The organism is Polaribacter pacificus (assembly GCF_038024035.1).
GTDB classification, from domain to species: Bacteria; Bacteroidota; Bacteroidia; order Flavobacteriales; family Flavobacteriaceae; genus Polaribacter; species Polaribacter pacificus.
Map to the genome: position 1 here is coordinate 2,313,291 of NZ_CP150664.1, position 24,159 is coordinate 2,337,449.

Annotated in this window: 31 protein-coding genes and 1 pseudogene; 18 read left to right on the forward strand and 14 right to left on the reverse strand. The window is 34.4% G+C overall.

The window, feature by feature from the left end:
• Positions 1 to 4: 4 nt before the first annotated feature.
• Positions 5 to 448: an energy transducer TonB gene (locus WHC90_RS10510; protein WP_188598421.1), complete on the forward strand. Its 444-nt coding sequence runs from the start codon at positions 5 to 7 to the stop codon at positions 446 to 448.
• Positions 441 to 938, forward strand: a complete 498-nt coding sequence (locus tag WHC90_RS10515) for a dihydrofolate reductase (RefSeq protein WP_188598422.1) — start codon at positions 441 to 443, stop codon at positions 936 to 938. The genes WHC90_RS10510 and WHC90_RS10515 overlap by 8 nt, the downstream gene beginning before the upstream one ends.
• Here WHC90_RS10515 and WHC90_RS10520 read toward each other — a convergent pair.
• A complete protein-coding gene (locus tag WHC90_RS10520; protein WP_188598423.1) occupies positions 930 to 1,337 on the reverse strand; it encodes a DUF6146 family protein in 408 nt (135 codons plus the stop codon). The genes WHC90_RS10515 and WHC90_RS10520 overlap by 9 nt on opposite strands.
• A 97-nt stretch (positions 1,338 to 1,434) precedes the next feature.
• Between WHC90_RS10520 and WHC90_RS10525 the strand changes: the two genes are divergently transcribed.
• Positions 1,435 to 2,784, forward strand: a complete 1,350-nt coding sequence (locus WHC90_RS10525; protein WP_188598424.1) for a M24 family metallopeptidase — start codon at positions 1,435 to 1,437, stop codon at positions 2,782 to 2,784.
• A complete protein-coding gene (locus WHC90_RS10530) occupies positions 2,785 to 3,336 on the forward strand; it encodes a DNA-3-methyladenine glycosylase I (protein ID WP_188598425.1) in 552 nt (183 codons plus the stop codon). It begins immediately after the preceding gene.
• Here WHC90_RS10530 and WHC90_RS10535 read toward each other — a convergent pair.
• On the reverse strand, positions 3,333 to 3,524 hold the full coding sequence (locus WHC90_RS10535; protein ID WP_188598426.1) for a hypothetical protein: 192 nt from the start codon (positions 3,522 to 3,524) through the stop codon (positions 3,333 to 3,335). The genes WHC90_RS10530 and WHC90_RS10535 overlap by 4 nt on opposite strands.
• Positions 3,525 to 3,594: 70 nt before the next feature.
• Between WHC90_RS10535 and WHC90_RS10540 the strand changes: the two genes are divergently transcribed.
• Together WHC90_RS10540 and WHC90_RS10545 are read left to right on the forward strand one after the other, a co-directional pair.
• A complete protein-coding gene (locus WHC90_RS10540) occupies positions 3,595 to 3,981 on the forward strand; it encodes a nucleoside triphosphate pyrophosphohydrolase family protein (protein ID WP_188598427.1) in 387 nt (128 codons plus the stop codon).
• Between the two features lie 43 nt (positions 3,982 to 4,024).
• Entirely contained in the window at positions 4,025 to 4,735 is a 711-nt protein-coding gene (locus tag WHC90_RS10545) for a membrane or secreted protein (RefSeq protein WP_188598428.1), read from the forward strand.
• Between the two features lie 94 nt (positions 4,736 to 4,829).
• On the opposite strand, the gene WHC90_RS10550 is transcribed toward WHC90_RS10545, so the two are convergent.
• From WHC90_RS10550 to WHC90_RS10575, 6 genes and pseudogenes are all read right to left on the reverse strand, one after another.
• Positions 4,830 to 5,039 carry a hypothetical protein gene (locus WHC90_RS10550; protein ID WP_188598429.1) on the reverse strand — a complete coding sequence of 70 codons (210 nt, stop codon included), beginning with the start codon at positions 5,037 to 5,039 and terminating at the stop codon, positions 4,830 to 4,832.
• 213 nt (positions 5,040 to 5,252) lie between these two features.
• Positions 5,253 to 6,299 (reverse strand): PAS domain S-box protein, encoded by a 1,047-nt coding sequence (locus WHC90_RS10555; RefSeq protein WP_308421297.1) that lies wholly within the window; start codon positions 6,297 to 6,299, stop codon positions 5,253 to 5,255.
• 51 nt (positions 6,300 to 6,350) lie between these two features.
• Positions 6,351 to 6,593 (reverse strand): annotated as a pseudogene (locus WHC90_RS10560) (PAS domain-containing protein); the annotation flags it as partial.
• Positions 6,594 to 6,605: 12 nt separating this feature from the next.
• Positions 6,606 to 9,140, reverse strand: coding sequence for a PAS domain-containing protein (locus WHC90_RS10565; RefSeq protein ID WP_188598431.1), 2,535 nt, complete (start codon positions 9,138 to 9,140; stop codon positions 6,606 to 6,608).
• A gap of 179 nt (positions 9,141 to 9,319) precedes the next feature.
• Positions 9,320 to 10,273 carry an MBL fold metallo-hydrolase gene (locus WHC90_RS10570; protein ID WP_188598432.1) on the reverse strand — a complete coding sequence of 318 codons (954 nt, stop codon included), beginning with the start codon at positions 10,271 to 10,273 and terminating at the stop codon, positions 9,320 to 9,322.
• 80 nt (positions 10,274 to 10,353) lie between these two features.
• Positions 10,354 to 11,412, reverse strand: a complete 1,059-nt coding sequence (locus WHC90_RS10575) for a branched-chain amino acid aminotransferase (protein WP_188598433.1) — start codon at positions 11,410 to 11,412, stop codon at positions 10,354 to 10,356.
• A gap of 122 nt (positions 11,413 to 11,534) precedes the next feature.
• Between WHC90_RS10575 and WHC90_RS10580 the strand changes: the two genes are divergently transcribed.
• From WHC90_RS10580 to WHC90_RS10595, 4 genes are read left to right on the forward strand one after another with little or no spacing between them, the layout of a single operon-like run.
• Positions 11,535 to 12,032, forward strand: a complete 498-nt coding sequence (locus WHC90_RS10580; RefSeq protein WP_188598434.1) for a DUF4920 domain-containing protein — start codon at positions 11,535 to 11,537, stop codon at positions 12,030 to 12,032.
• A 9-nt stretch (positions 12,033 to 12,041) separates the two neighbouring features.
• Positions 12,042 to 12,464, forward strand: a complete 423-nt coding sequence (locus tag WHC90_RS10585) for a hypothetical protein (RefSeq protein WP_188598435.1) — start codon at positions 12,042 to 12,044, stop codon at positions 12,462 to 12,464.
• A gap of 1 nt (position 12,465) precedes the next feature.
• A complete protein-coding gene (gene mnmD, locus WHC90_RS10590) occupies positions 12,466 to 13,128 on the forward strand; it encodes a tRNA (5-methylaminomethyl-2-thiouridine)(34)-methyltransferase MnmD (protein ID WP_188598436.1) in 663 nt (220 codons plus the stop codon).
• A gap of 34 nt (positions 13,129 to 13,162) precedes the next feature.
• Positions 13,163 to 13,297 carry a hypothetical protein gene (locus tag WHC90_RS10595; protein ID WP_262890148.1) on the forward strand — a complete coding sequence of 45 codons (135 nt, stop codon included), beginning with the start codon at positions 13,163 to 13,165 and terminating at the stop codon, positions 13,295 to 13,297.
• On the opposite strand, the gene WHC90_RS10600 is transcribed toward WHC90_RS10595, so the two are convergent.
• Both WHC90_RS10600 and WHC90_RS10605 read right to left on the reverse strand, forming a co-directional pair.
• Positions 13,298 to 14,410 (reverse strand): glycosyltransferase, encoded by a 1,113-nt coding sequence (locus WHC90_RS10600; protein ID WP_188598437.1) that lies wholly within the window; start codon positions 14,408 to 14,410, stop codon positions 13,298 to 13,300. It abuts the gene before it with no gap.
• Complete coding sequence (locus WHC90_RS10605; protein WP_188598438.1) at positions 14,407 to 15,270, reverse strand: hypothetical protein; 864 nt, start codon at positions 15,268 to 15,270, stop codon at positions 14,407 to 14,409. Before WHC90_RS10605 ends, WHC90_RS10600 begins: the two co-directional genes overlap by 4 nt.
• A gap of 117 nt (positions 15,271 to 15,387) precedes the next feature.
• Here WHC90_RS10605 and ruvC point away from each other — a divergent pair, with 117 nt between their 5' ends.
• From ruvC to WHC90_RS10635, 6 genes are all read left to right on the forward strand, one after another.
• Entirely contained in the window at positions 15,388 to 15,942 is a 555-nt protein-coding gene (gene ruvC / locus WHC90_RS10610) for a crossover junction endodeoxyribonuclease RuvC (RefSeq protein WP_188598439.1), read from the forward strand.
• A gap of 37 nt (positions 15,943 to 15,979) precedes the next feature.
• A complete protein-coding gene (gene hemW, locus WHC90_RS10615; RefSeq protein ID WP_188598440.1) occupies positions 15,980 to 17,107 on the forward strand; it encodes a radical SAM family heme chaperone HemW in 1,128 nt (375 codons plus the stop codon).
• A gap of 159 nt (positions 17,108 to 17,266) precedes the next feature.
• Positions 17,267 to 18,019, forward strand: a complete 753-nt coding sequence (locus tag WHC90_RS10620) for a cyclase family protein (RefSeq protein WP_188598441.1) — start codon at positions 17,267 to 17,269, stop codon at positions 18,017 to 18,019.
• Between the two features lie 5 nt (positions 18,020 to 18,024).
• Positions 18,025 to 18,378 carry a DUF4260 domain-containing protein gene (locus WHC90_RS10625; protein ID WP_188598442.1) on the forward strand — a complete coding sequence of 118 codons (354 nt, stop codon included), beginning with the start codon at positions 18,025 to 18,027 and terminating at the stop codon, positions 18,376 to 18,378.
• Positions 18,375 to 18,773: a GNAT family N-acetyltransferase gene (locus WHC90_RS10630; RefSeq protein ID WP_188598443.1), complete on the forward strand. Its 399-nt coding sequence runs from the start codon at positions 18,375 to 18,377 to the stop codon at positions 18,771 to 18,773. Before WHC90_RS10625 ends, WHC90_RS10630 begins: the two co-directional genes overlap by 4 nt.
• A gap of 55 nt (positions 18,774 to 18,828) precedes the next feature.
• Entirely contained in the window at positions 18,829 to 19,770 is a 942-nt protein-coding gene (locus WHC90_RS10635) for an alpha/beta fold hydrolase (protein ID WP_188598444.1), read from the forward strand.
• 133 nt (positions 19,771 to 19,903) lie between these two features.
• Here the strand turns inward: WHC90_RS10635 and WHC90_RS10640 are convergent, their stop codons facing one another.
• The 3 genes from WHC90_RS10640 to WHC90_RS10650 all read right to left on the reverse strand — a co-directional run bounded on the left by WHC90_RS10640 (position 19,904) and on the right by WHC90_RS10650 (position 21,605).
• Positions 19,904 to 20,359, reverse strand: coding sequence for a DUF6789 family protein (locus WHC90_RS10640; protein ID WP_188598445.1), 456 nt, complete (start codon positions 20,357 to 20,359; stop codon positions 19,904 to 19,906).
• A gap of 11 nt (positions 20,360 to 20,370) precedes the next feature.
• Positions 20,371 to 20,973 (reverse strand): YceI family protein, encoded by a 603-nt coding sequence (locus WHC90_RS10645; RefSeq protein WP_340819321.1) that lies wholly within the window; start codon positions 20,971 to 20,973, stop codon positions 20,371 to 20,373.
• 80 nt (positions 20,974 to 21,053) lie between these two features.
• Positions 21,054 to 21,605 carry an RNA polymerase sigma factor gene (locus tag WHC90_RS10650; protein WP_188598446.1) on the reverse strand — a complete coding sequence of 184 codons (552 nt, stop codon included), beginning with the start codon at positions 21,603 to 21,605 and terminating at the stop codon, positions 21,054 to 21,056.
• 142 nt (positions 21,606 to 21,747) lie between these two features.
• Here WHC90_RS10650 and WHC90_RS10655 point away from each other — a divergent pair, with 142 nt between their 5' ends.
• Positions 21,748 to 22,113, forward strand: a complete 366-nt coding sequence (locus WHC90_RS10655; RefSeq protein ID WP_188598447.1) for an MmcQ/YjbR family DNA-binding protein — start codon at positions 21,748 to 21,750, stop codon at positions 22,111 to 22,113.
• 47 nt (positions 22,114 to 22,160) lie between these two features.
• On the opposite strand, the gene WHC90_RS10660 is transcribed toward WHC90_RS10655, so the two are convergent.
• The gene (locus tag WHC90_RS10660) at positions 22,161 to 23,045 is read right to left on the reverse strand and encodes an AraC family transcriptional regulator (RefSeq protein ID WP_308421293.1); all 885 of its coding nucleotides are present in this window, start codon (positions 23,043 to 23,045) and stop codon (positions 22,161 to 22,163) included.
• Between the two features lie 133 nt (positions 23,046 to 23,178).
• On the opposite strand from WHC90_RS10660, the gene WHC90_RS10665 reads away from it, so the two are divergent.
• A complete protein-coding gene (locus WHC90_RS10665; protein ID WP_188598448.1) occupies positions 23,179 to 24,135 on the forward strand; it encodes a dihydrodipicolinate synthase family protein in 957 nt (318 codons plus the stop codon).
• Positions 24,136 to 24,159: the final 24 nt, after the last annotated feature.

Below are 24,159 nucleotides of genomic sequence, written 5' to 3' on the forward strand. Positions count from 1 at the left end.
TGCTATGAAAGTATTGTTTTTTTTGTTGTTTTTTGGGATGTGTACTGTTTTTGGACAAGAAAGCGATGCAACAAAAGTATACACACTCTCAGAAGTTGATGTTGCTCCTTTGCTTCCAAAATTAAAACTAGTCGATTCTTTATCTAGTAAAGAGAACTTCAAGAAAAACTTATTTTACCAGGTAATAAGAAATGTTGATATTGTTAGAAGTAATGACGTTCTGAGAAAAGTGCATGTAGAGTTTTTAATAAAAAAAGACGGAAGCATAGAAATTTTAAGAGTTAAGGGAGAAACCAAAGCGGTAAAAGCAGCAGCGGTTAGAGCTATTAAAGAGATTAAAAGAATGACTCCAGCTCAAAAAAATTCTCAACCCGTTGCGATTAAATATATTGTTCCGGTTACTTTTGAGCCTTTAATTACTATTGATTTAACAAGACAGTATGAGTAAAACTATCATTATAGCTGCCATCGCAGATAACAATGCCTTAGGCAAGGATAACGATTTAATTTGGCATTTGCCAGCTGATTTACAGCGATTTAAAAAAGTAACCTCTGGGCATCATATCCTAATGGGAAGAAATACTTTTGAGTCTATCGGCAAGCCTTTGCCTAATAGAACCACTGTAATCATTACCAGAAATAAAGACTACACAGCTGATGGATGTAAAGTGGTTCATAGCCTGCAAGAAGCTTTAGAGTTTGCAAAAGCAGATAGTCATATTTTTATCATCGGAGGTGCGCAAATTTACAAAGAAGCCATGGCGTCTGATTTGGTTGATCAACTAGACATTACCAGAGTTCATGAAAGTTTTGAGGCAGATGCTTATTTTCCAGAAATTGACCTTACTGAGTGGCGTGTAGTGGCAAGAGAAGATTGTATGGCAGATGAAAAAAACCCACACGATTACAGCTTTATAAGCTATCAGAAATTAATTTAATTTCATCCGGTATTTTTGCTCTGCAAATTTAAAATACCAATAGAGCTTGTAATTTACTTCTAAACCGTAATTGATATTAGATTCATAGTCTATTATATTCTCATAAATATTTGCATTGTATCTTGTGGGGTTACGAGCACGATTGTTCCATTCTATTACATAGAATTTGTTTTTACTTTCTAAAAAGTTCTGTGAATAAAAATTCATAGGTCTAGCAATAGATTTTAGATAATTGGTAAAACCCTGGTCTATAATTATGATTTGATACTCTAGGCTATCGTTGGCAATGACCACTGGCTCTTCCTTAATATTGGTGCTTTTCTTTTGCGTATAAGATCCACAGCTAGCAATTAAAAGACTACTTATTGCAAGAAAGAAATAGGTTTTTAGCGAGTTCATTATCAGTTATTTAGTAAGTGAATATCGTGAAAATAATTAACAAAACATAGGTTTATTGGAGTTTTAACATTAATTTTCACCATCAAAAAAAATAACCATGCGTAAAATAGTACCTGTTTTCATTCTTTTTATTTTGCTAATTTCTTGTCAAGAAACTACCGAGCAAACAATTTCTTATGAAGTTTTGAATGAAAGAGATCGAGCAAGGCTTAGAGATGATCTCATTAAGGATCGTTTTGAAAACCTGCTCCCAAAATTAATGGATGATTCTGGGATAGATATGTGGGTTGTTATCTCTAGAGAGTACAATGAAGATCCTGTGTTAAAAACCATGTTGCCTTCGGAGTGGTTAAATGCAAGAAGAAGAACCATTTTGGTGTTTTATAGAAATGCGCAAACCAATACATCAGAACGCTTAGCTGTTGCTAGGTATAATGTAGGAGATAATATTAAATCAGCATGGGATAAAGAAAAAGAACCCAACCAATGGGCTGCTTTAAATAGAATCATTGAAGAGCGAAACCCAGCTAAGATAGGCATCAACAGTTCTACGTATTTTGCACTGGCAGACGGATTGGTTAAAACTGATTTTGAAGAATTTAAAGCTAGCTTGTCTGTGGCCAATCAAAAGAAGCTTGTTTCTGCAGAGAAACTAGCCATTGGATGGGTAGAAACGCGTACAGAAAAAGAGATGAAGCTTTATAAAAAGCTCGTTAAAATTACGCATGAAATTATTGATGAGGCTTTTTCAGCCAAAGTTATTACTCCCGGTAAGACAACCACAGAAGATGTTGTTTGGTGGATGCGTCAAAAAGTTACAGACTTAGGCCTTGAGACTTGGTTTCATCCAACAGTAGATGTTCAACGTAATAAAGAACCTTTGCAATCGCATATTGTCTCTTTTAGCAAGGGCGAAAATGAGCAAGTTATTATGCCGCAAGATTTGTTGCATTGCGATTTTGGAATTAGCTACTTAGGGCTTAATACCGATTGTCAACAGCATGCTTATGTGTTGGGGGAAGCAGAAAAAGAAGTGCCAGATTTTTTAGTTGCTGCTTTTTCTAAAGGTAACAAACTACAAGATATTTTAACTTCAGAAATGCAAACAGGTAAAACAGGAAACCAAATCTTAGCAACCTCGTTACAAAAAGCAAAAGCAGTTGGATTACAACCGTCAATTTACTCACATCCTTTAGGGAATTTCGGGCACAGTGCCGGTACCACTATTGGCATGTGGGATTCACAAGATGGAGTGCCTGTCAATGGTGATTATCCGTTGCATAATAACACGGTATATGCTATTGAGTTAAACGTAACAGTCGCTGTTAAAGAATGGCAAAAAGATATTCGGATTATGTTAGAGGAAGCAGGTTATTTCGGTGCAGGCAAACATCAGTTTGTCAACGGACGACAAGAGGCTATCAAACCCATTAAAATTAGTTATTAAATGAAAAAAAGATGTTTTTGGTCTACAAATGATCCGCTGTATATTTCGTATCATGACAATGAGTGGGGAAAGCCAGTTTACGATGATGAAACCTTGTTTGAGTTTTTGGTTTTAGAGAGTTTTCAGGCAGGTTTAAGCTGGATCACGATCCTTAAAAAAAGAGAAAATTTTAGGGCTGCTTTTGATCAGTTTGACTATCGTAAAATTGCAGCCTATGATGCTAATAAAATGGAGGAGTTGCGCTTAAATGAGGGTATCGTTAGAAACCGATTAAAAATAAAGGCTGCGGTAGTAAATGCCCAATTATTTATGGAAATTCAAAAAGAATTTGGTTCGTTTTCTACCTATGTTTGGAGTTATGTTCAAGACAGACCTATCGTAAATCATTTTTCTGATCGCAGCGAAGTTCCAGCAACAACACCCATTTCTGATGCTCTTTCTAAAGACTTAAAAAGAAGAGGTTTTAAGTTTGTGGGCTCTACCATTATCTATGCCTTTATGCAGGCAACAGGGATGGTCAATGATCACACAACTGATTGTTTTTGTCATTAGCTTTTGCTGTAGATGCGGATAGCGCTAAAAAGGAGTATGGCTACAAACATCCAAAAACCAACTTTTAAAGCAGTGTTTTTGTAGTGGATTTTATGGTTTTTAATATCCTTTCTATAGCTCCAAATCATCACAATTACAAAAGCAACCACAAAAAAACCAGCAAAAATTAATTGACCCTGACTAAACATAAAATCGTATTTTTATGCAAAAATACAAATTAATTAGTCAAACAATCTGTAAAATAACAAGCCTTTTAACATGAAAAAAAGAATCGCTGCAGTCCATGATTTTCATACTGCCTTTAAATTAGGAATCAAAAATGCACCCACTGCAAATATTGGAGAAGATCGTAATATGTTGCGTTTTAATTTAATGAAAGAAGAGAATGAAGAGTATTTAGAGGCTGCCCAAAATAACGATTTGGTTGAGGTTGCTGATGCCTTAGGCGATATGTTGTACATTTTATGTGGGACCATTATAGAACATGGAATGCAAGATAAAATAGAAGACGTTTTTAACGAGATTCAAAGAAGTAATATGAGTAAGCTAGGAGAAGATGGAAAGCCCATTTACAGAGAAGATGGTAAAGTATTAAAAGGGCCTAATTACTTTAAACCAAATATTAAAGAAATTTTAGATAAATAAGGCGAGTAAAGTCTCGTAATAGCAACATTTAAAATCTAGTCAGATGAAAAATTACATAGTAGTGCTACTTTGCTTCTTGAGTTTTGTTCCGTTAAATGCGCAAAGTATACTTGGTGCATGGGAAACTCAAACTACAACAAAAGAAGGTCAGCACATTAAAGGAGTTGTTATTTTTTCTAAAAGATATCTGGTGGTCACTTGGTACCAAGCAAAAACAGGTGAATTTTTGGGCACAAACGGAGGCAAGTGGGTATTGAATGGGAATACTGTAACCGAAACTGTTGAGTTTGATACAGACAATTCAGCAAGTGTTGGTCAACAGCTAAGCTTTGCTATAAGGTTTTCAGATACAGAAATGGAAATTGAAGGGATGCCTATGAGATGGAAAAGAATAGACAATGGAGCGCCCGGTGCTCTTGCTGGAGCCTGGTTAATGTCTGGTAAAAAATCAGGTGATGTTATTCAATCTAGAGATACCAATCAGCCTAGAAAAACAATGAAAATTTTGTCTGGAACTCGTTTTCAGTGGATCGCCTACAATACAGAAACTAAAAAATTCATGGGTACAGGAGGAGGAACTTATACAACTATTGACGGTAAATACACAGAAAATATAGAGTTCTTCTCTAAAGATAATTCTAGAGTTGGAGCTAGTTTGACTTTTGATTATAGTTTAAAAGATGGTGATTGGAACCACAGTGGTTTTTCTAGTAAAGGAGCTCCCTTATTTGAAATTTGGAGCATTAGAAAATAAAAATAGCTAGTTGTTTTTTTTTAAACGTTTCTAAGGCTTTTAATTAATTCTTCAAAGCCTGTTGCTTTGTCAAAAAAAGCATACGCACCATATTTTAAACAAACCTGTTTAAGCTCGGTATGTGTAGAGAAAACAAAAACTTTCTTTTTAATGTGGTTTTCTTTAAAAAAGCAAAAGCTTCTTCTATCGTCTCAGATTTGTATACCGTTTGTATACTGCTAAATTTTTTAACGGCGTCAACTATTTTTTGACCGATAAAAGGGTTGTCCTCTACGACTAATAAATTATGTAAGCTAGTTCCCATTTTAGTACAATTATATAAGCAAATATAACTTAAGTTTATTGCTTTTTATATAGGTAAATTTCTTATTTAATTAAGGTATTCACATAGAATATAATAACAATATTTATACTCACAAGATACCCCTTTTTATCCATATCTCAAAGGTTTATATTTATATAATTAAGACGTACTCAGTGCACCTCAACTTTAGGTACTAATACTGGTAGTAGTATATTATTCAGTGATAGGTAATTTGATTTCTACAGTAGTTCCTTTGTTAATTTCTGAAGCAATAGTAAAAGTTCCGTTGATATTTTTTAAACGTTCTTGAACTGCAAACAATCCAAAGCCAGATCCCTTAGTATCCTTGTGATGATGATTGTTGGTTGAAAGTAAATTAGTGTCAAAACCTAAACCATTATCAATAACTTTAATGCTAATCTGTTTTTTGTTAGTACCTATGTTTATTGTTATTAAATTTGCTTGTGCATACTTTATTGCATTTGTTAACACTTCTTGTATGCTTCTGTAAAGAATAATAGATTTTGTTTCGCTGAGTTTTAAAGTTGTGTTTTTAGTGTTAAGTTTAAACTTAATTTTATGCTTGGTTTCTAAATCATCTGTCAGCCAGTATAAGGCATCAATAAGTCCAAGCTGATACAAAACAGGAGGAGAAAGCTCTGAGGTAATTTTACGGCTATTTTCTAAGGCTTCCGAAATATGGTCTTCTATAAATTTTAAATCGTCGTTCGTAATTCCTGAACTAGGTTCCTTCTTTAAATCGCTGATTTTCATTTTAGAAATCACTAAAGATTGACTGAGGTGATCATGGATGTTAGAAGCAATTTGTTTTTTCTGTTTTTCTTCTATAGTGATAATCTCATTTGTGAGTTTTTGTAATGAATTTTGGTATTTTTCTATCCGTTCTTTGGCTAAAACCCACTGGGTAATATCTCTTGCAGAAGTAACAAAATATTTTACTTTCTTATTTTTATAGACTGGAGAGGTTAAGAATTCTAACCACACATAGTGGCCTTTTTTATGAAGGGCTCTAAAAGAGTAAGCTGCTTTAGACTTGTCTTTAAGAATCTTGTTTACCATGAAATTTTTTAGCGTTCTGAAATCTTCAGGATGGACTATTCTAAATATTTTTTCACCAATAAACTCAGATTGTTCATAGCCTAAAATATTTTTTATAGAGGGTGTAATATACCTAAAAGTAGTATCTTCCTCTTGTAAACAGATAATATCTCCAGTATGATTGGCTAATAGCAGCTGCATTTCTTGACTCTTTTCAATTTTAGCTCTTGTTGATTTCTGCTCGGTGACGTCTTGTATCACTCCTCTTAAACCAGTGACCTCTCCTTTGTTATTTGTAATTGAGTAACCTATAGCGTGTACCCAGATTTTTTGTTTTTGAACGTTTTGAAACCGGAGTTCCAAATCAAATTTTTTATTGTTTTTAAGGCTGTTCTCCATAGCCTTTTCTAATTTTTCTTTAGAGCCATCTACGTAATAATTTATGGCATCTTCTAGTGAAGGAACTTCACCAACAGGGAGACCGTGAATTTTAAAGACCTGGTTAGATCATAATAATTTTTGGGTTGCCAGATCAAAATCCCAAGCACCAACTTTAGCGATCCTACCAGATTCGTTTAGGAGAAATTCACTTTGCTCAGCTTTTTTAAGCGCTTTTTTAATTTTTTCACTACTTGTTTTTCTCTCAGTGATGTCTTGAAAAACACCTCTTAGACCGACAACTTCATTTTTGTCATTCAATACAGGGAACCCTATGGTATTTACCCAAAGTTTTTGGTTCTGTGCATTTTGAAATCGCAATTCTAGATCGTATTTCTTTTTTTTACTAATACTTTCTTCTATAGCTTTGGCTAGTATTTCTTTAGAGCCTTCAATAAAAAAGTCCATAGCATTTTCAAGATCAGGAAGCTGTCCGATAGGCAATCCATGAAGTTTAAAAATTTGATCAGACCAGATTAATTTTTGTGTTTTGAGATTTATCTCCCAAGACCCTACATTTGCTATTTTTTCTGATTCTTTTAAGAGAATTTCACTTAGTTCAACATTTTTCAATGCCTTTTCAATTTTTTCTCTACTGAGTTTTTTTTCTGTGATATCCTGTATTACACCTCTTAGGCCAATCACTTCATTTTTACTGTTTGTTACCGGATAGCCAACGGTATTTATCCAAAGTTTTTCATTTTGTGCATTCTGAAAACGCAAATCTAAATCGTATTTTTTATTCTGTGAAATACTTTGTTCAATGGCTTTTGAAAGTATCTCCTTAGACCCATCTATAAAATAATCTAGGGCTGTTCCAAGTGGAGGGTGCTGGCCAACAGGGAGACCATGAATTCTAAAAACTTGATCAGACCAGGTTACTTTTTGTGTCGAGAGATTGAGCTCCCATGAGCCTACATTTACAATTTTTTCTGATTCTTTTAATAGGAATTTATTTTTTTCAACTTCCTCAAGCGCTTTTGATATTTTTTGCTGGGTTCTATCGAGCTCTTTTTCCTTTAACCTGTACTCTGTCATATCATTCATGACAATTAAGGCACCTAAATTTTTACCATCAGAATCTAAAAATGCGGATCCGTTACAAATAACATGTCTTGGTTCTTTATTATTTGGTTTAATCACCATTTCTTGATTAACCACTTCTTTTCCTTTAAGTGCTTGAACTAAAGGAATTTCATCTGTTTGAAGCAAGGTTTTTTCATCTGCTTTATAAAGATCGAAGTGTGCAGCCCATTTTTCTTGTGGAATTTTAAAAAGATCGACCCCATGCCACTTTTTAGCAGCCTTGTTAAAAACAACTAACTCACCTTTTGTGTTACAAGCAACAATCCCAGCGGGGTGATTTTCTGTCATTGCAAATGCAAAATCACTGTGGTGTTTTAATTCTTCTTGAGTTTTTCTTATCTCAGTAATATTTTCTACGATGAGTAAAATAAATTCTTCATTGTCTATAGGGATGATTTCTCCAGATAGGGACCAAGTTTGAGTTTCTTTGTTTTTTAAAGTAAAACTACCTTCATAACCCTGGATGCTTCCGTTAGTTTTTAGTGATTTAATAAAAATTTCACTTTCTTTTTTAGAAGTCCATAGATTTAAATCCAATAAATTGGTGTCTTTTAACTCCTCTAAAGAATAGCCTATAAGTTTTGAAGCAGCCTCATTAGAGTTTATAATACTAAAATCTTTTAAGCGAGCAAATACAATTGCTTCTGAGCTGTTTTTTAGTACTTTAAAAAATTTTTCTTCGCTTTCTTTTAATTGATTTTCGGCCTGCTTTTTTTTAGAGATATCTTGTATGGCGCCAATTATTTTTATGGGATTTCCTTTTTTATCACAGACCAATTCTGCTGTAGAATGAACCGTTCTTATTTTATTTTTACCCTTTGGTATAATCCTGTATTCTAAGCTGTAGTTTCCCCCAGTTTCTATAAACTCAATTTTAGATTTACGAACAAAATCTGGGTCAACAAGATAACTCTCGATTAAATCAAATGTTAATTGATCAACTTTTGGATCGAGACCAAAAATTTTATAAGCTTGATCAGAGCCCCATAGGTGCTTTGCCTCAAAATTGTATTCCCAATTTCCTACTTCGCCAATTTGTTGAGTTTTTCTGTATCGGAGTTCATTTTCTCTTAAAAGTAAATCTGCTTTTTTAATAGCAGTGATGTCTTCGAAGGTTGTAAAAACTTGAAAGGGTTCTTTTTGTCCATCTTTAAATTGAGGAAAGGCATCTATTTTTATCCAACGGTACTCTTTTTCTGCAGAGTTAATCACCCCCATAATTTTATTTAAAACAGGTTGTCCTGTTTTTAAAGCAATCATACTTGGGTGGGTTTCACCAGGGTAATCTGAGCCATCTTCATGAATCGTTTTCCAACTAGGGTCTAAAGAAGTTTTTCCTTGAACTTGGTCTAATGTTAAGCCCAAGACTTTTAAAGCCGCATGGTTAATATCAATAATTTGGCCTTTTGAGTTTTGGTAGGTAACACCCAAATTCATGGTTTTAAACATCAACTGAAACCTGTCGTGCTGCTCTTTAAGTTCTTTTTGAGACGTGTCTTTTTTATTAGATTTTTCCATGTATAAATTTAAAAGGGAGGATTAAATAACAACTTAGAAATACCTTGGGGTCGGTAGGGGCAAAGATAATAATAAAAAATTAGCTTTCTCTTTTTTTTACTAAGAAGACGAGGTAATTTTCTGAAATTGAGCTTTTTTACATTTTAAGTATAGAGGATGAATAGTGTTTGCAGAAAAAACTACAATTCATAATTAGTGCCTTCAGAGGCAAACTGAAAACCTAATTTTTCAATCTCTTTTCGTTCTACGCTGTTGTCTTGAAGTGCTGGGTTTGTATGGTTAAAGTGAATAAAAATCACTTTGTTTTTTGTGCTGAAAGATTCGTTTTTAAATAAAGTAACAGTTTCATTAATAAACGGGTGAGGGACTTCTGTCATGGCTCTTTTAACCTCGTTTTGATTTAAAAAAGTTGCATCTACAAATGCATAATCTACTTTCTTTACTTCTTCTATAATGCTTTTTTCCCACTTATGCCATTTGTCAATATCCGGAATATACAAGGCAGATTTGTTTGGGCCTTTAATGTGGTAGCCAACAGTCTCTGAAAACTCATCTCGGTGAGGAACCAAAAAAGGTGTAACGCTTAACTGTTGGTTTAAGCGTAAGGGAGTTTCGTTTTGTAATGTTGAAATTTTAATATTTTTTAAGCCGACTAATTGACTCCACGGACCATTGGTTTCAATAAATTCTTTCATTTTAGGCATAGCATGAACAAGGATGTCTTGCTTACCATAGGCCTCTCTTCCTAGATACATTAAGCCAGTATAGTGTCCTATATGAGCATGTGTTAAAAAGATGCCATCTATAATTTTTTCGGTTTTTATATGATTTTGTTCTAAGCTTGCAAGTTGTGTAGACATGTCTGGCGATGCATCAAACAACCATTTTTGCTTGTTTACCAAATCAACCAAGCCTAAAGAAACAACACTTTTTTTAGCGTTGGTTCCATTGTAATAATCTTTACAGCAGTCTTTTTGACAACCGATATGCGGATAGCCACCATCTTGTGCAATCCCTAAAACACTAATGTATCGCTTAAGAGCGATTGGCTGCTTAGCTTCTTTTGGTGTTTCTTGTTTACAACTAAAGCACAAAAAAGTTAAAAAGAGCAGCGGGAGTAGGATTGCTTTCATAGGGTTTGTTTTGTGCAATAAAACTACAAAAAAAAGCACCACTAAAGTGATGCTTTTAAAATATAGTTCTGTTTTTATGCTTACTTAATCAGTACGCGCCAACCGTATGGGTCTTCTGATTTATTGGTCTGGATATCTGTGATTTTTTTCTTGAGAAGACTCGCGTAACTGTTTTCTAAATCAGGCAAATCATAATCTGTACCTTGATAACCAAAGGCAGCAATGGGAGAGATGACCGCAGCGGTACCTGCTCCAAACAATTCTTTTAGTTCACCACTTTTTGCAGCAGCGATTACTTCATTAACGGTTACTTTTCTAATATCAACAGAGATGCCAGCGTCCTTTGCAATCTGAATAATACTTTTACGTGTAATACCGTCTAAGATTCGATCACTTGTTGGGCTAGTTAATAGTGTGTCATTGATGCGAATAAAAATATTCATTGCACCTGCTTCTTCTATGTACTCATGACTTGTGTCATCTGTCCAAATAACTTGATTATAGCCTTTTTCGATAGCCAATTGCGTTGGGTAAAACTGTCCTGCATAATTACCTCCAGCTTTAGCAAAACCAACACCTCCGTTTGCAGATCTAGCATAGTGCTCTTCAATCAAAACTCGAACTTTTCCGGCAAAATAAGCGCCAGATGGAGCAGTTGCAATGATTAGTTTGTACTCTGTAGAAGGAGAGGCGTGAAAGCCACTACCTGTTGCAAAAATAAAAGGTCTAATATATAATGAGCTTCCTTCTTTAGTCGGAATCCATTGGTCGTCAATTTTTAATAGCTCTGTAAGTCCCTGCATAAAAAGGTCTTCTGGAAATTCTGGAATAACCAATCTTTTTGCAGAAATATTTAAGCGTTTGATGTTGTCTAATGGTCTAAACAACAAGGTGTTTTTTTGTTCGTCTTTATAGGCTTTCATTCCTTCAAAAATAGATTGTCCATAGTGGAAAATCTTAGCTGAAGGATCTAAAGAAATAGGAGCATAAGGCTCAATACTTGGGTTCTGCCATGAGCCATCTTTATAATCACATACAAACATATGATCAGAAAATTGGCTTCCAAATTGTAGATTATCAAAATCTACAAGTGATCTTTTAGATTCTTTAATACGTTGTATTTGTAGTGTTGAACTCATTTTAAAGGCTTTTCTAATTCGCTGCAAAGGTACGGAATTTATCTCGCTGTTTGAGTCTAATAGGATTGGTTTTTGTGTTTAATATTGCTATCTTTGTAATGAATTTGTTTAAAATTAAAATTATGAAAAATAGTATCCGATTAAGTCTGCTTGTATTGTTGCTAATTGCAGCTTGTAAAGAAGCAAAAACAACAGAAAATACAACGACATCAGTAGTGCGTTATGAGTCTTTTGGTGCAGAGATCAATGAAAAAGATGCCTTAGATGAAAAAGCCATGTACGGAAAATACAGCAATTTAAAGATGGGAGATACCATCCAAGTTAAATTTGCTTCAAAAATTAATGAGGTATGTTCAAAAAAAGGATGTTGGATGAAATTGTCTCTTCCTGATGGATCTGAGACCATGGTAACCTTTAAAGACTATGAATTTTTTATGCCTTTAGATTCTCAAGACAGCGAAGTGATTGTTAATGGGAAAGCTTTTGTGTCTGAAATTTCTGTAGCAGATTTAAGACACTTTGCAGAAGATGCAGGGAAATCAAAAGAAGAAATAGCTAAAATTACTGAACCTAAAGTTACCTTTGCTTTTGAAGCTGATGGTGTTTTGATGAAAAAATAAAGCACTTTTATGAGGACTTTTTTTTTAATCGCAGTATTACTTTTAGTTTCCTGTGCACAGAATCAAGAAAAGCCTACCGTAGTTATTGAAAAAAACAGCAGTAGGCAAACTTCAGAAATGGCAACTTTGATGTTGCAAATGTTTGAGGTAAATATGCAGCACAAAGAATTGATATCCAATGGAGAGGCTGTTAAAGGGAATCCCAATCAATTTACTAATATTTACACAGCAAAGTTTACAGATCCAACTGAGGAAAAACCTAATTTTGAAGCCTATGCAGATTTGTATATGGATAATTTCAAAAAAGTATTTGAAGCACAAGATGATTTGTTAAAGCAGCAGCACAACAATGTTATTCAAAGTTGTATTGCTTGTCATCAAACTACCTGTCCTGGTCCAATTTCTAAGATAAAAAAACTGATACTTCCTTAAGGTGAAAAGAGAAATAAGAGTCACTTTAGATGGCTCTACGACACTCTATTTGCCCGACTGGGATGAACAGTATCATTCTAAGCACGGTGCCATTCAAGAAGCAGAACATGTCTTTTTGCAAATGGGACTTGCTGCCTGTACTTTGCAACACATTTCAATTTTAGAAATTGGTTTTGGTACTGGGCTTAATTGTTTTATGACTTTTTTAGCCGCTCAAAAACAACAACTTAGCATTGATTATGTTGGGGTAGAGGCTTACCCTGTTGTTCAGGAAGAATTAGATCTGCTTAATTACACTACTCTGTTAGCTGCTCAAAAACACCAAGCAGTTTTTGATCGTTTACACAGTACTAGTTGGGAAGAAAAACAAGAGATTAGCCCTACATTTAGTCTTACTAAAAAACAGTTGTCTTTTAAAGATATCACTGATCAAAACAAGTATGATTTAATTTATTTTGATGCCTTCGGAGCAGAACACCAACCAGAGTTGTGGACGGTCAGTATTTTTGAAAAAATGTTTGTAGCTTTAAAGCCCAAAGGAATATTAACAACCTATGCTGCCAAAGGAAGTGTTCGAAGAGCAATGCAAGAAGTAGGTTTCTTAGTGGAGCGCCTGCCAGGACCTCCCGGAAAGAGAGAAATGCTTCGAGCAATAAAAGAATAAACACCTAGTAGTTTAGCAATATTAAATTAACAATATGGAATTTAAAAGAAAATTTGGTCAACGAAAAAGACCCAATCCTAAAAGAGGAGTTTACTTGGTTATTTTACTTTTTATTATGGTATTTCTGTGGATGAATGCAGAGGGTATCATAAACAAACTCTTGGGCTAGTTATTTTTTAAAGACCCTGTCTTTCCATTGATAGTTGCCTAGTGTAGCTCTTAGTACCACATAACAACTAAAGAAGGGGTAAAGAAAACAACTCAACACATAACTTGGAAAGTCTATTTTTTGCTCCATCATTTGTGCAGTTTTAAAGAGTAAAATTAGATCAATACTGCATTTGCACAGAAAGAGAACTAAAGAAACTTTCATAGCGATTAGATCGCTTAAAATAAAAAATGGGAGCGTAAGTAAACTGGCGTTTGCCAAGAGTACAAACAGGCCAATTATTTTAGCTTCTACTAAATTGTAATGAGTGCTTTTTGCAGCCCAGCGCACTCGCTGATTGATTAACTGCTTTAGAGAGTCAACAGCATTTGTTTTTACCAAAGCCTCCCTAGATTTAAGGTAATGCACCTTGACTTTATCCTGTGTTAAAAAACTTTCTAACAAGAAAAAATCATCGCCACTAGCTATGGTATTGTTGGTGTCAAAGCCATTTAACTGTTCAAAAACATCTTTTTTATACACCAAATTTGCGCCATTACACAAAAAAGGTTTTTGCCAGCCAAAACCACCTACAGTTGCGCCTTGTAAGCTTAAGAAATCAACAAATTGAAATTCTTTAAAAAATCCTTTGTTTTTATGATAGCTAACCGGTGCAACTAGCATATTGCATTTGTTTTCTATTAGGTATTGATTGTATACAGCAAGCCAGTTTTTTGGGAAGGTGCAATCTGCATCTGTAGTTATAATCCATGAGTGTTTGGCTTCTGAAATAGCAGTGGTGATCGCATCTTTTTTTGGAGAACCTGAGAAACGTTTGTTTTGAATACTTCTTAGATTTTTAATAGTATAACTGTTGATAATTTCTTGTGATTGATCTGAAGATGCATCATCCACCAGGATAAATTCAACCCATTCATTAGGGTAATTTAATTCTTGGATGCTTTTAAGTAAATCGTTTAAATGAGCGGCTTCGTTTCTAAAAGGGATGATCACACTAAAGCCCGTTTGCGCTTTCTGCTCTTGAAATTTGTAATAAGGCATTCTATCAAACCCTATGATTAGCAAGCCAATCAAGACACAATAGATTCCTATAAAAATTGCTAAGACGATCATTTTTTTGTTTTAAAGGTAAGAACAAAATAACTTCCAAAAAGACTTGGAATGGCAAAGTTTAAGAGCCACATTACTAATGAAACCATTAAAACACCAAGTTCATTCTGGGTAAAATGACCAAAAATAGCGATGGCAACGGAGCTTTTTAAAACCACATCAAACAAAGAGAGCATTGGGATGATAGAGGCAACCAAATACATAAGACCAACACAAGAAATAGCGATGAGGTATGGAATGTCAATTTCAAAAAGATCCAATAAAAACACAAACTGATGCGAAAAAAACAGATAGCGCAGGCAGCCGAATAGTACATTGAGTATGAGGATTTTTTTAGGAAGCGCTTTCGCAAACGATGTTATTTTTTGCCAAGAATATCCTTTGTATGTTGTTTTGTTTTTTGTGATTATAAAATACAGAACTCCACCTACAATTACAATGCCCATAGCAGCATAAAGGCTGTACTGAAAGCTTTTAAAATCGTTGCTAATGGTGTTGAGATAGAGAAATCCAAGGCTCCCAAATAAAAGCGTAGCAAAAAGTTGGCTCAGGTTTCCAAACAAATTTAGTAGCAGTACTCTCGATCGAAATTCAGGTTTAAAATACAGAATTTTGGCTCCGTATTCACCTATTCTGTTTGGGGTTATTAAAGATGAAGTTAATGAGCTTAAGCTTTGTTTTGCAGCCTCAAAAAAATCAATCTTCTGAATGCTTGAAACCAAGCTTTGCCATTTTAAAATTTCTAAAATCCAATTGATCAGACTAAAGCCGATTAAGATGCTTAGGTTTTTAATAGAAAAAAACTGTTTCCCTAGAAGTGTATTCCAAAATTCGTTTAGGCTAAAGTTCTCATTTTGTGTCAATCTTAAATAGATAAAATATACACAGCCAATTACAAGGGTCAATTTAAGTATCAACCAAAAGAATTGCTTAGTTTTGTGTAAATCACCGAGAATCATAAGTACAAAGAACGATAAAATTTGAGCACAGAAAAAATCATATTAGGAATCGATCCAGGAACCACAATTATGGGCTTTGGATTGATTAAGATTGTTGGCAAAAAAATGGAGTTTATTCAAATGAACGAGCTGCTCTTGCAAAAATATGATGACCATTATATAAAGCTTAAACTTATCTTTGAAAGGACTATAGAACTTATAGAAACCTATCATCCAGATGAGATTGCCATTGAGGCTCCTTTCTTTGGTAAAAACGTTCAGAGTATGTTAAAATTGGGTAGAGCTCAAGGAGTGGCTATGGCAGCCGGCTTGTCTAGAGAGATTCCAATTACGGAGTACCTGCCTAAAAAAATTAAGATGGCTATCACCGGAAACGGAAATGCCAGTAAGGAGCAAGTTGCATTGATGCTAAAATCTTTGTTAAACTTAAAAACCTTGCCAAAAAACCTCGATGCAACCGATGGATTAGCCGCTGCTGTTTGTCATTTTTACAATGCAGGAAAGGTTGAAGGTTCAAAAAATTATTCAGGTTGGGATAGTTTTGTCAAGCAGAATCCTAAAAAAGTTAAATCTTAACAATTGTCAATTAGCATTGATAAATGATCATTGAATTATGTCTGGAATTTACATCCATATCCCTTTTTGTAAACAAGCTTGCTTTTATTGCGACTTTCATTTTTCTACAACTTTAAAAAAGAAAGCAGCCTTAATCGCCTGCTTGATAAAAGAAATTGAAATCAGAAAGGAAGAGCTTCAAGATACGCTAATCGAGACCATCTATTTTGGAGGTGGAACACCAAGTTTGCTTACTATTTCTGAACTTCAAAGCATTATTAAAAGTATTTATCAACATTACAAAGTGGCAGAGCATCCAGAAATTACGCTAGAGGCAAACCCTGATGATCTCTCAGAAGCTGTGATTTTAGAACTGGCAAAAAGTCCAGTCAATAGGTTGAGCATAGGTGTGCAATCTTTTTTTGAAGATGATTTAAAACAAATGAATCGCGCGCACAATGCAAAAGAAGCCATGAATTGTTTGTCATTGGCTACGGAACATTTTGACAATATTACCGTAGATTTAATTTACGGAATACCTAACATGTCTGTAGAAAAATGGAAACAGAATTTACAAACAGTTTTTGATTTTGGGATTCATCATATCTCAAGTTATGCCTTAACGGTAGAGCCAAATACGGCACTAGATTCATTTATAAAAAATGGCAAATATCCAACTTTGGACGAGGCCTTGGCCAAGGAACACTTTGATGTCTTGGTAGACGAAACCTCTAAAAATGGTTTTGTGCATTATGAGATCTCAAATTTTGGAAAACCAGCATATTTTTCAAAACACAACACTAGTTATTGGCAAGGAAAAAAATATCTAGGGATTGGACCTTCTGCACATTCCTATAACAAAACGCATAGAAGTTGGAACGTAGCTAATAATGGTAAATACATAGCAGCGCTTAAACAAAACAAGTTGCCATCAGAACTAGAACTCTTGAGTGTCTCAGATCAATTTAATGAGTACATTATGACTGGAATGAGAACCATTTGGGGCATTTCTTTGGATTTTGTGGAAGCTAATTTTGGTAGTTCTTATGTCTCACAATTGCTAGCGATGTCAGAAAAATTTATAGATCAAGAGCTGCTTGTGCTCAAAGATGGTAAAATTACAACCACAGCCAAAGGCAAGTTCTTAGCTGATGGCCTAGCTAGTGAGCTCTTTATTCTAAACTAGTTTCATTATTTTTTTAATGCATTTGTAAGGATTGTAGTTGATAAATTTGCTTTTAAAAAGGAGCTAGATTTTAATAAATGCATAAAAGCCTCAAATAAAAAAGGTATATTTGAACTTAGCGTATTTCAATAGTCATTTACTTAAATAAGTTTAGTATACATGCTTGCTACAATTAAATACAGTTCAAAAAATCATCAAATAGATCTGTCAAAGCCTATAGACATTTCTATACCTATTGACCCCGCTAAAAAGGGTGTTAATGCCTGGTATATCGATGATCCTAAAATTTATCCTGTTGTTATAGAAGATTGGATTGCAACAGTTGCTAAGGGGGCTTCTATCAATTTCAATATGATAGAATTTAATCCACATTCTCATATTACTCATACAGAATGTGTAGGTCATATTAGCAAAAAAGTACACTCTGTCAATAAAAATTTAAATCAGTTTTTCTTTTATGCAGAGCTTATTACCATTGCGCCAGCTTTGGTAGATGATGATTTTGTAATTACAAAAAAACAGCTTCAATTTGCTTTGGGAGCCAAAAAGAGAGATGCTGTGGTTATTAGAACCTTGCCTAATTTAGCTGATAAAAAATCGACTCGTTACTCGCATAGCAATCCACCATATCTTTTAGAAGAGGCTGCTGTGTTTTTAAGAGAAGCAGGGATTGAGCACCTGCTTATAGACTTGCCTTCTGTTGATCGAGAAGAAGACGAAGGCTTATTGCTTTCTCACAATGCTTTTTGGAATACAAACGGAAAGCTTCGTAAATCTGCAACCATCACAGAATTTATTTATGTACCCAATACCGTACTTGACGGCACATACTTTTTAAATTTGATGATTGCCCCTTTTGAAAACGATGCTACACCTAGTAAACCTATCTTGTATGAAATTATAAAAAATTAATACTTATGAAACTGCTTTTAAAACTCGAAGAACTAGCTTCACTTTTTTTGGCAATTTATTTGTTTAACCTACTAAGCTATGATTGGTGGTGGTACGCCATCTTTTTTTTAGCACCAGATATTAGTTTTGTTGCCTACGCCATCAATCCAAAAATTGGAGCATTTTTCTATAACCTTTTGCATCACAAAGCGGTTGCAATTGTTGTTTATTTCTTGGGGATTTATTTTTTAAATGAGCCCCTACAGTTTGCCGGACTCGTCTTGTTTGGTCATTCATCCTTTGATAGAGTATTGGGTTATGGTTTAAAATACTCCGATAGTTTTAATCATACCCATTTGGGATTAATAAAAAAAGAATGATCACTATTTCTAAAGACAAATCCAAGCTTCAAATAGCTGTAATTCATCAGTATTTAACAGAAAGTTATTGGGGAAAAGGCAGAAGTATAGAGGCTGTTCAGAAAACTATTGACCACTGTTTGTGTTATGGAGTGTATCTAGAAGGCAAGCAAATTGGTTTTGCAAGAATTGCAACTGATTATACCGTATTTGCCTATTTAATGGACGTTTTTATTCTGCCAAAATTTCAAGGCAAAGGCTACTCTAAACAACTAATGCAGACACTGATCAATGATGCTGAGTTAGAGACCTGTACTGTTTGGATGTTAAAAACTTCTGATGCTCATGGGTTGTATGAGCAATTTGGGTTTACGGACTTAAAAAATCCGACCAAAGTCATGGAGCGCCTCCTGTAAGAAAAAATAAACACTGGTTTAAAAAAAGTTGTTACCAGATGTCTAATTCTATCCTATGAAAAACAAAAAAATTAAGTACAGTATTTATGCCGCTTTGTTAGTGGTTGTTCTTTTAATAGTTGGTGGAATGTATTCTGATATTCCAGTAGCCCAATTAAAGGAAAAATATGCCAATGAATACTCTAAGTTTCTAGAGATAGATGGCATGCAAGTGCATTATAGAGATGAGGGCAAAGGAATTCCTATTCTGTTGATTCACGGTACAGCTTCTTCTTTGCATACTTGGGATGATTGGACAAAAGAACTTGCCCAGAATTACCGAGTAATCCGTTTGGATTTACCAGCTTTTGGTTTAACTGGAGCCAATAAAAATGGTGATTATTCCATAAAAAATTATGTGCAGTTTTTAGATCAATTTACCTCCAAGATTAAGCTGGATGATTTTCATTTAGGCGGAAGTTCTTTAGGAGGGAATATCGCTTGGGAGTATGCTGCAAAATATCCACAGAAAATTAAAAAATTAGTGCTTGTTGATGCAAGCGGTTTGCCAACAAACAACCCACAACCTTGGATTTTTAAGTTGGCAAAAACACCAGTGTTAAGCACTGTTTTTTTATACCTAACTCCAAGAATGGTCATTAAAGACAATATAAAGCAGGTGTATGATGATGATGTAAAAATTACAGATCAATTGGTTACTCGGTATCATGATATGGCATTGAGAGCAGGTAATAGACAAGCCTTTATTGATAGAGCAAAAATCGATTTTAAATTTGATGAATCTAAATACAGCGAGAAGTTAAAAAGCATAAAAGCACCCACCTTATTGATTTGGGGAGAAAACGATACTTGGATTCCCTTAGACAATGGAAGGCGAATGGATTCTTTACTGCCAAATTCTAAATTAGTGGTTTTAAAAAACTCAGGGCATGTGTCGATGGAAGAAAATCCGGTAGAAAGTTTGGTAATTTTTAAGGCATTCCTAGAGAATCGTTAAGGGCTTGGGATAAGCGCAGTTGCGGATTTAAAATGGCCAGTTTTGAGATTTAAAAAATAGTAATAAAAACAATTGCGGCTTTAGTTTTTACCAGAACCGCAATTGCGTTTATGCATTGATGTACGTTGTTTTTTTATGCTGTTTTTGTTTTACATGTTCCATTAGCACAATAAGTATCACCAACGATTTTTGCCACGACCATTCCAAAAATGATATGACCTACTAAACTACCCATTGCAGTTAGTGCCATAGATCCTTCCATTTTAGGCATCGGAAGCATCATTCCCATTACTCCCATCATAATTTGCGCAAAAACAAAGGCAATAATTCCAAATACGGCACCTTTTACCCAACTGTTTTTGATCTTGTGTTTAAAAATGCACAAATAGGTGTAAACAAACGCAAATAATATTCCAGTCATAAAGTGCATTACCCAACCTAAAAAAATAGGTATGCCTAGCATTTCTGAGAGCATTTTTGGTGGAGACATTTTAGGCATTCCCATCAAGGGTGCAATCATTATCACCAAGGTCATTATGGCTGTACCTATAATTCCCGCTAAAATTGATTTTTTAATTTTTGTATTCATAACTTATTCTTTTACTTTTTACGATTTAGTTCTATTGGAATATGGATCTTAACCTTATCACCTACCACCATAGTAGCAGCCCAGTCACCTGTCCCAACTCCGTATTCTGTTCTATCAATTGTCGTATCAATAACAACTCCTAAAATAAGAGTTCGCTTCATCATTGGGTGTTCCATTTCACCTGTAATTTTCATAGGCAAGACAACGTCTTTTGTTTTATTTCTAATGGTGAGTTTACCGTAGATTAAATATTCCTTGTCAGATTTTTTTTCAATTTTACTTGATTTAAAAGCCATTTTAGGGTAGGTCTTTGCATCAAAAAAATCTTTAGATTTTAAATGTCTATCTCTTTTTGCATCATCAGTGTTTACACTTTTGATTGATACCGAGAAATCGGCCTTGCTTCCGTTTAAGTTGTTTGGGTCAAAATGTATTGTTCCGTCAAAGTCAGAAAACTTTCCAGTAACTGCAGAAAAGAAGTGATTTATTGAAAAATTGACTGAAGTGTGTGCTTTGTCAATTTTCCATTTTGTTGCAGTTTGTGCATTTGTAGTAAGTGTACTCATCGCAGTAATTGCTACTGCTAAAACCATTGTTTTGATTATTGAAACCATGTTGTTTAAATTTTATAGTTGTGATAGCCAATATGAACTATCTATACCTTTATACCAATGGTTTCAAAAAATCACCCAAGTCAATAGATTTTTTTTAAAGTTTCTTCTTTTTCTTTGATTTTTCGGATTTGCTCAACGCACTTATGTTTTTGATTTTGAGCATTATGACGTGTGGAGTAACCGTAATCTTTCTGAATTTGCTCAATCGCTTTTTCTTTAAAAAAAATGTCTTGAATAAGCCTGTTACAATGTTCGGTAATATTGAGTAAGTATCCTTTAAGCTTTTCTAAATATGTTTTTTCATCCTCAATAGCCTCATTAATTGAATTCAAAAAATCAAAAGATTGTAGTTCTTCAACAGATAACTCAAAGTTTTTATTTCGTAGTTTTTTAAACCATAAGTTTTTGCAAATGGCATAGACGTAGGTGTCTATAGAAGCTGTGAGCTGAAAATCGTCTTGGCGAAGTTTTTCTACAAGTACCATCATAGCATCTTGAAATAAATCTTCTGCATCTGATTGATTTCCGCTATTGTTTTTTACAAACTTTGTAATTTTCACATAATTGTCTTGATACAATTTTCCAAAAGCAAAGTTGTTGTCAGTCTTTAAATCGGTTAAAATAGTATTCATGTACTCATTGGTCGTAATTTTTTTTAATTGCCTACAAATTTTATGGTATTCAGTGCTTTAGTTCTAAAATAAATGAGGTAAGAAATTAAATTACCAGAAATAATTTTTAAAACTATCTTATCTTTAACGCAAAGTTTAACATATGCACATAGAACAACTTAGAGAGTATTGCATCAGTAAAAAAGGAGTAACTGAACATTTTCCGTTTGATGAGGTTACCTTGGTTTTTAAAGTGATGGGAAAGATGTTTGCTTTGGTTGGTTTAAATAAATGGGAACAAGGAGAAACCAAAATCAATTTAAAATGCGATCCAGATTGGGCTGAAGAATTGCGTGGTGAATATGAAAGTATCAACGCAGGTTGGCATATGAGTAAAAAACATTGGAATACCGTTAGCTTAAACAAGGATGTTTCTGATGCTTTTGCTTTTGAGTTGATAGATCACTCGTACAATTTGGTGGTAAGTGGACTCACAAAAAAGTTAAAAGCAGAATTAGAGAATCTTTAAACCTCATTCTGGAAAAAGGAACGCATTGCCAGAACTCTTAAAAGTGTTTAATGCAAACGTCTAAAGGCAGTCGGTGTGATTCCTTTGACTTCTTTAAACTTCCGATTAAAATTAGAAATGTTTTTAAATCCGGCTTTTTCTGAAATTTCGGCAATTAATAGTTCTTGATTTTTTAACAAACGACAGGCCTGTTCTATCTTGACTTCGATAAGAAACTGAAAATAAGTTTTGTTGGTTCGCTGTTTAAAATAACGACAAAATGCATTGGGGGTCATGTTTGCTAGGTCTGCTATGCTTTGCAAATCAATATCACTGTCAAAATGATTCATGGTATAATCCATAATGGTACTCATTCTTTTTCCTTCATTATCCGTGTATTTTTTTTGATACACGAAAGTAGAAAGTGAAGCTGTTTCTGCTTTTAAAATAAGATTGATAATTTTTAGAAAGATGATAAATCGCTCAAAAGAACTGGCTTTTTTTAGTGATACAAATAAGGCTAATAACTCCTTTTTATGCGATAGGACCGTGCAGCCCGTATTACTTAATTTAAAAAAAGTATCAATTTTAGAAAAATCGCCCAACGAAAAAAATGCATCACCAAATGAAGTTTTTGTAAAAAATAAGGAAATCATGTGTGATTTTTTTTCACTAGAAACATCACTTTTAAACACATGCGGTAAATTGCTGCCAATCACTAAAACATCACCGCTTTTATAGTCGTTTACGGTATCTCCAACTACCAATGTGCCTTCTCCCTTAACAATGGCGCAAATCTGAATTTCTTCATGTTGATGCAGTTTGTCATAGAAAATAGCTCCTTTGTCTTCCTGATATATCAGAGCAATATTTTTAGATTTAGGTATTTTAAAGGGTAAAACTTTCATTGCTATAAAACTTGTTTCAGCATCCAATTCTAATGTACATTTCATACAAATATATGCTAAAATACTCGTTATAATTCTTCTTTAAGTGAAAAATGAGTTAATAAAGTATCAAGACTAGATAGAATTTAGGATGGGAAAAACTTAAATCTCGTTTAAATTTGTAAAAAAAACATTTATAATGAGTATACAATGGAATGGCGTAATGCCAGCCGTGTTTACATGGTTAAAAGAGTCAAAATCAGGTGCTCTTGAAATTGACCTTGATGCAACACAAAAACAGGCAGTAGGTATTTTAAAAACTCAAGGAAAGGGCGGAAGCAGAATGAGCGGACTTGTCGGCTCTGGAACTCTGGGTGAAAATAGCTACCTGAGCACCAAGCAGCGTCTTTCCTTACTTAGATCCCTTTCTGAGGTTGCTAAAGAATACAATGTCCCGTTGATTAGCGGAGCAGCTGCAGAAAGTAAGGAAGAACTTGCCAAAATTGTTGAAGGGCTTGCAACAGTTGGAGTTGATACAGTCATGGTCATGCCACCCAAAACTAAGGCGGTTCCTTCTGAAAAAGAAATGTATGAGTATTATGCACTTGCTGAAGCAACTGCAAAAGATGTAGGCCTAACAATTATGCCTTATAACAATCCTGATGCAGCCGGTTATCATGCACTCTCAACCGACCTTCTTTTAAGACTTTCAGTTCTTCCTAAGGTAACTGCTCTTAAAATATCGACTATAGATGTCTCAATTATTGAAACGCTGATGTTAGAGAACAAAGATTTAAAAATTTTGGCAGGAGTAGACACAGTCACTGTATATGCAGGACTCGCTGGAGCAAGCGGTGGAGTTACAGGTGTAGGTACTATCTTTCCAAAAGCAAGTGTTACTATGCAGGAGTATGTTTTAAATGGAGAATGGGCTGAGGCAAACAAAATTTCTCAGGCTTTAAATTCCTTATCGTATCTGGATGCTCAGCCGCTGCTTATGGAATATCTTAAACTTGCTATGGGAATTCATCATAATGATGTTGCTGGAGGGCTGCGTACCTTTGGTAAGAAATTAACCCAACAGCAAATTGATGATGTCCGTGCAAGATATATTTTGGCAAAAGAAAGACTTGAAGTTCTGGACTTAATAGGTTAAGTTTTTCAAGACTTAAAAATACTA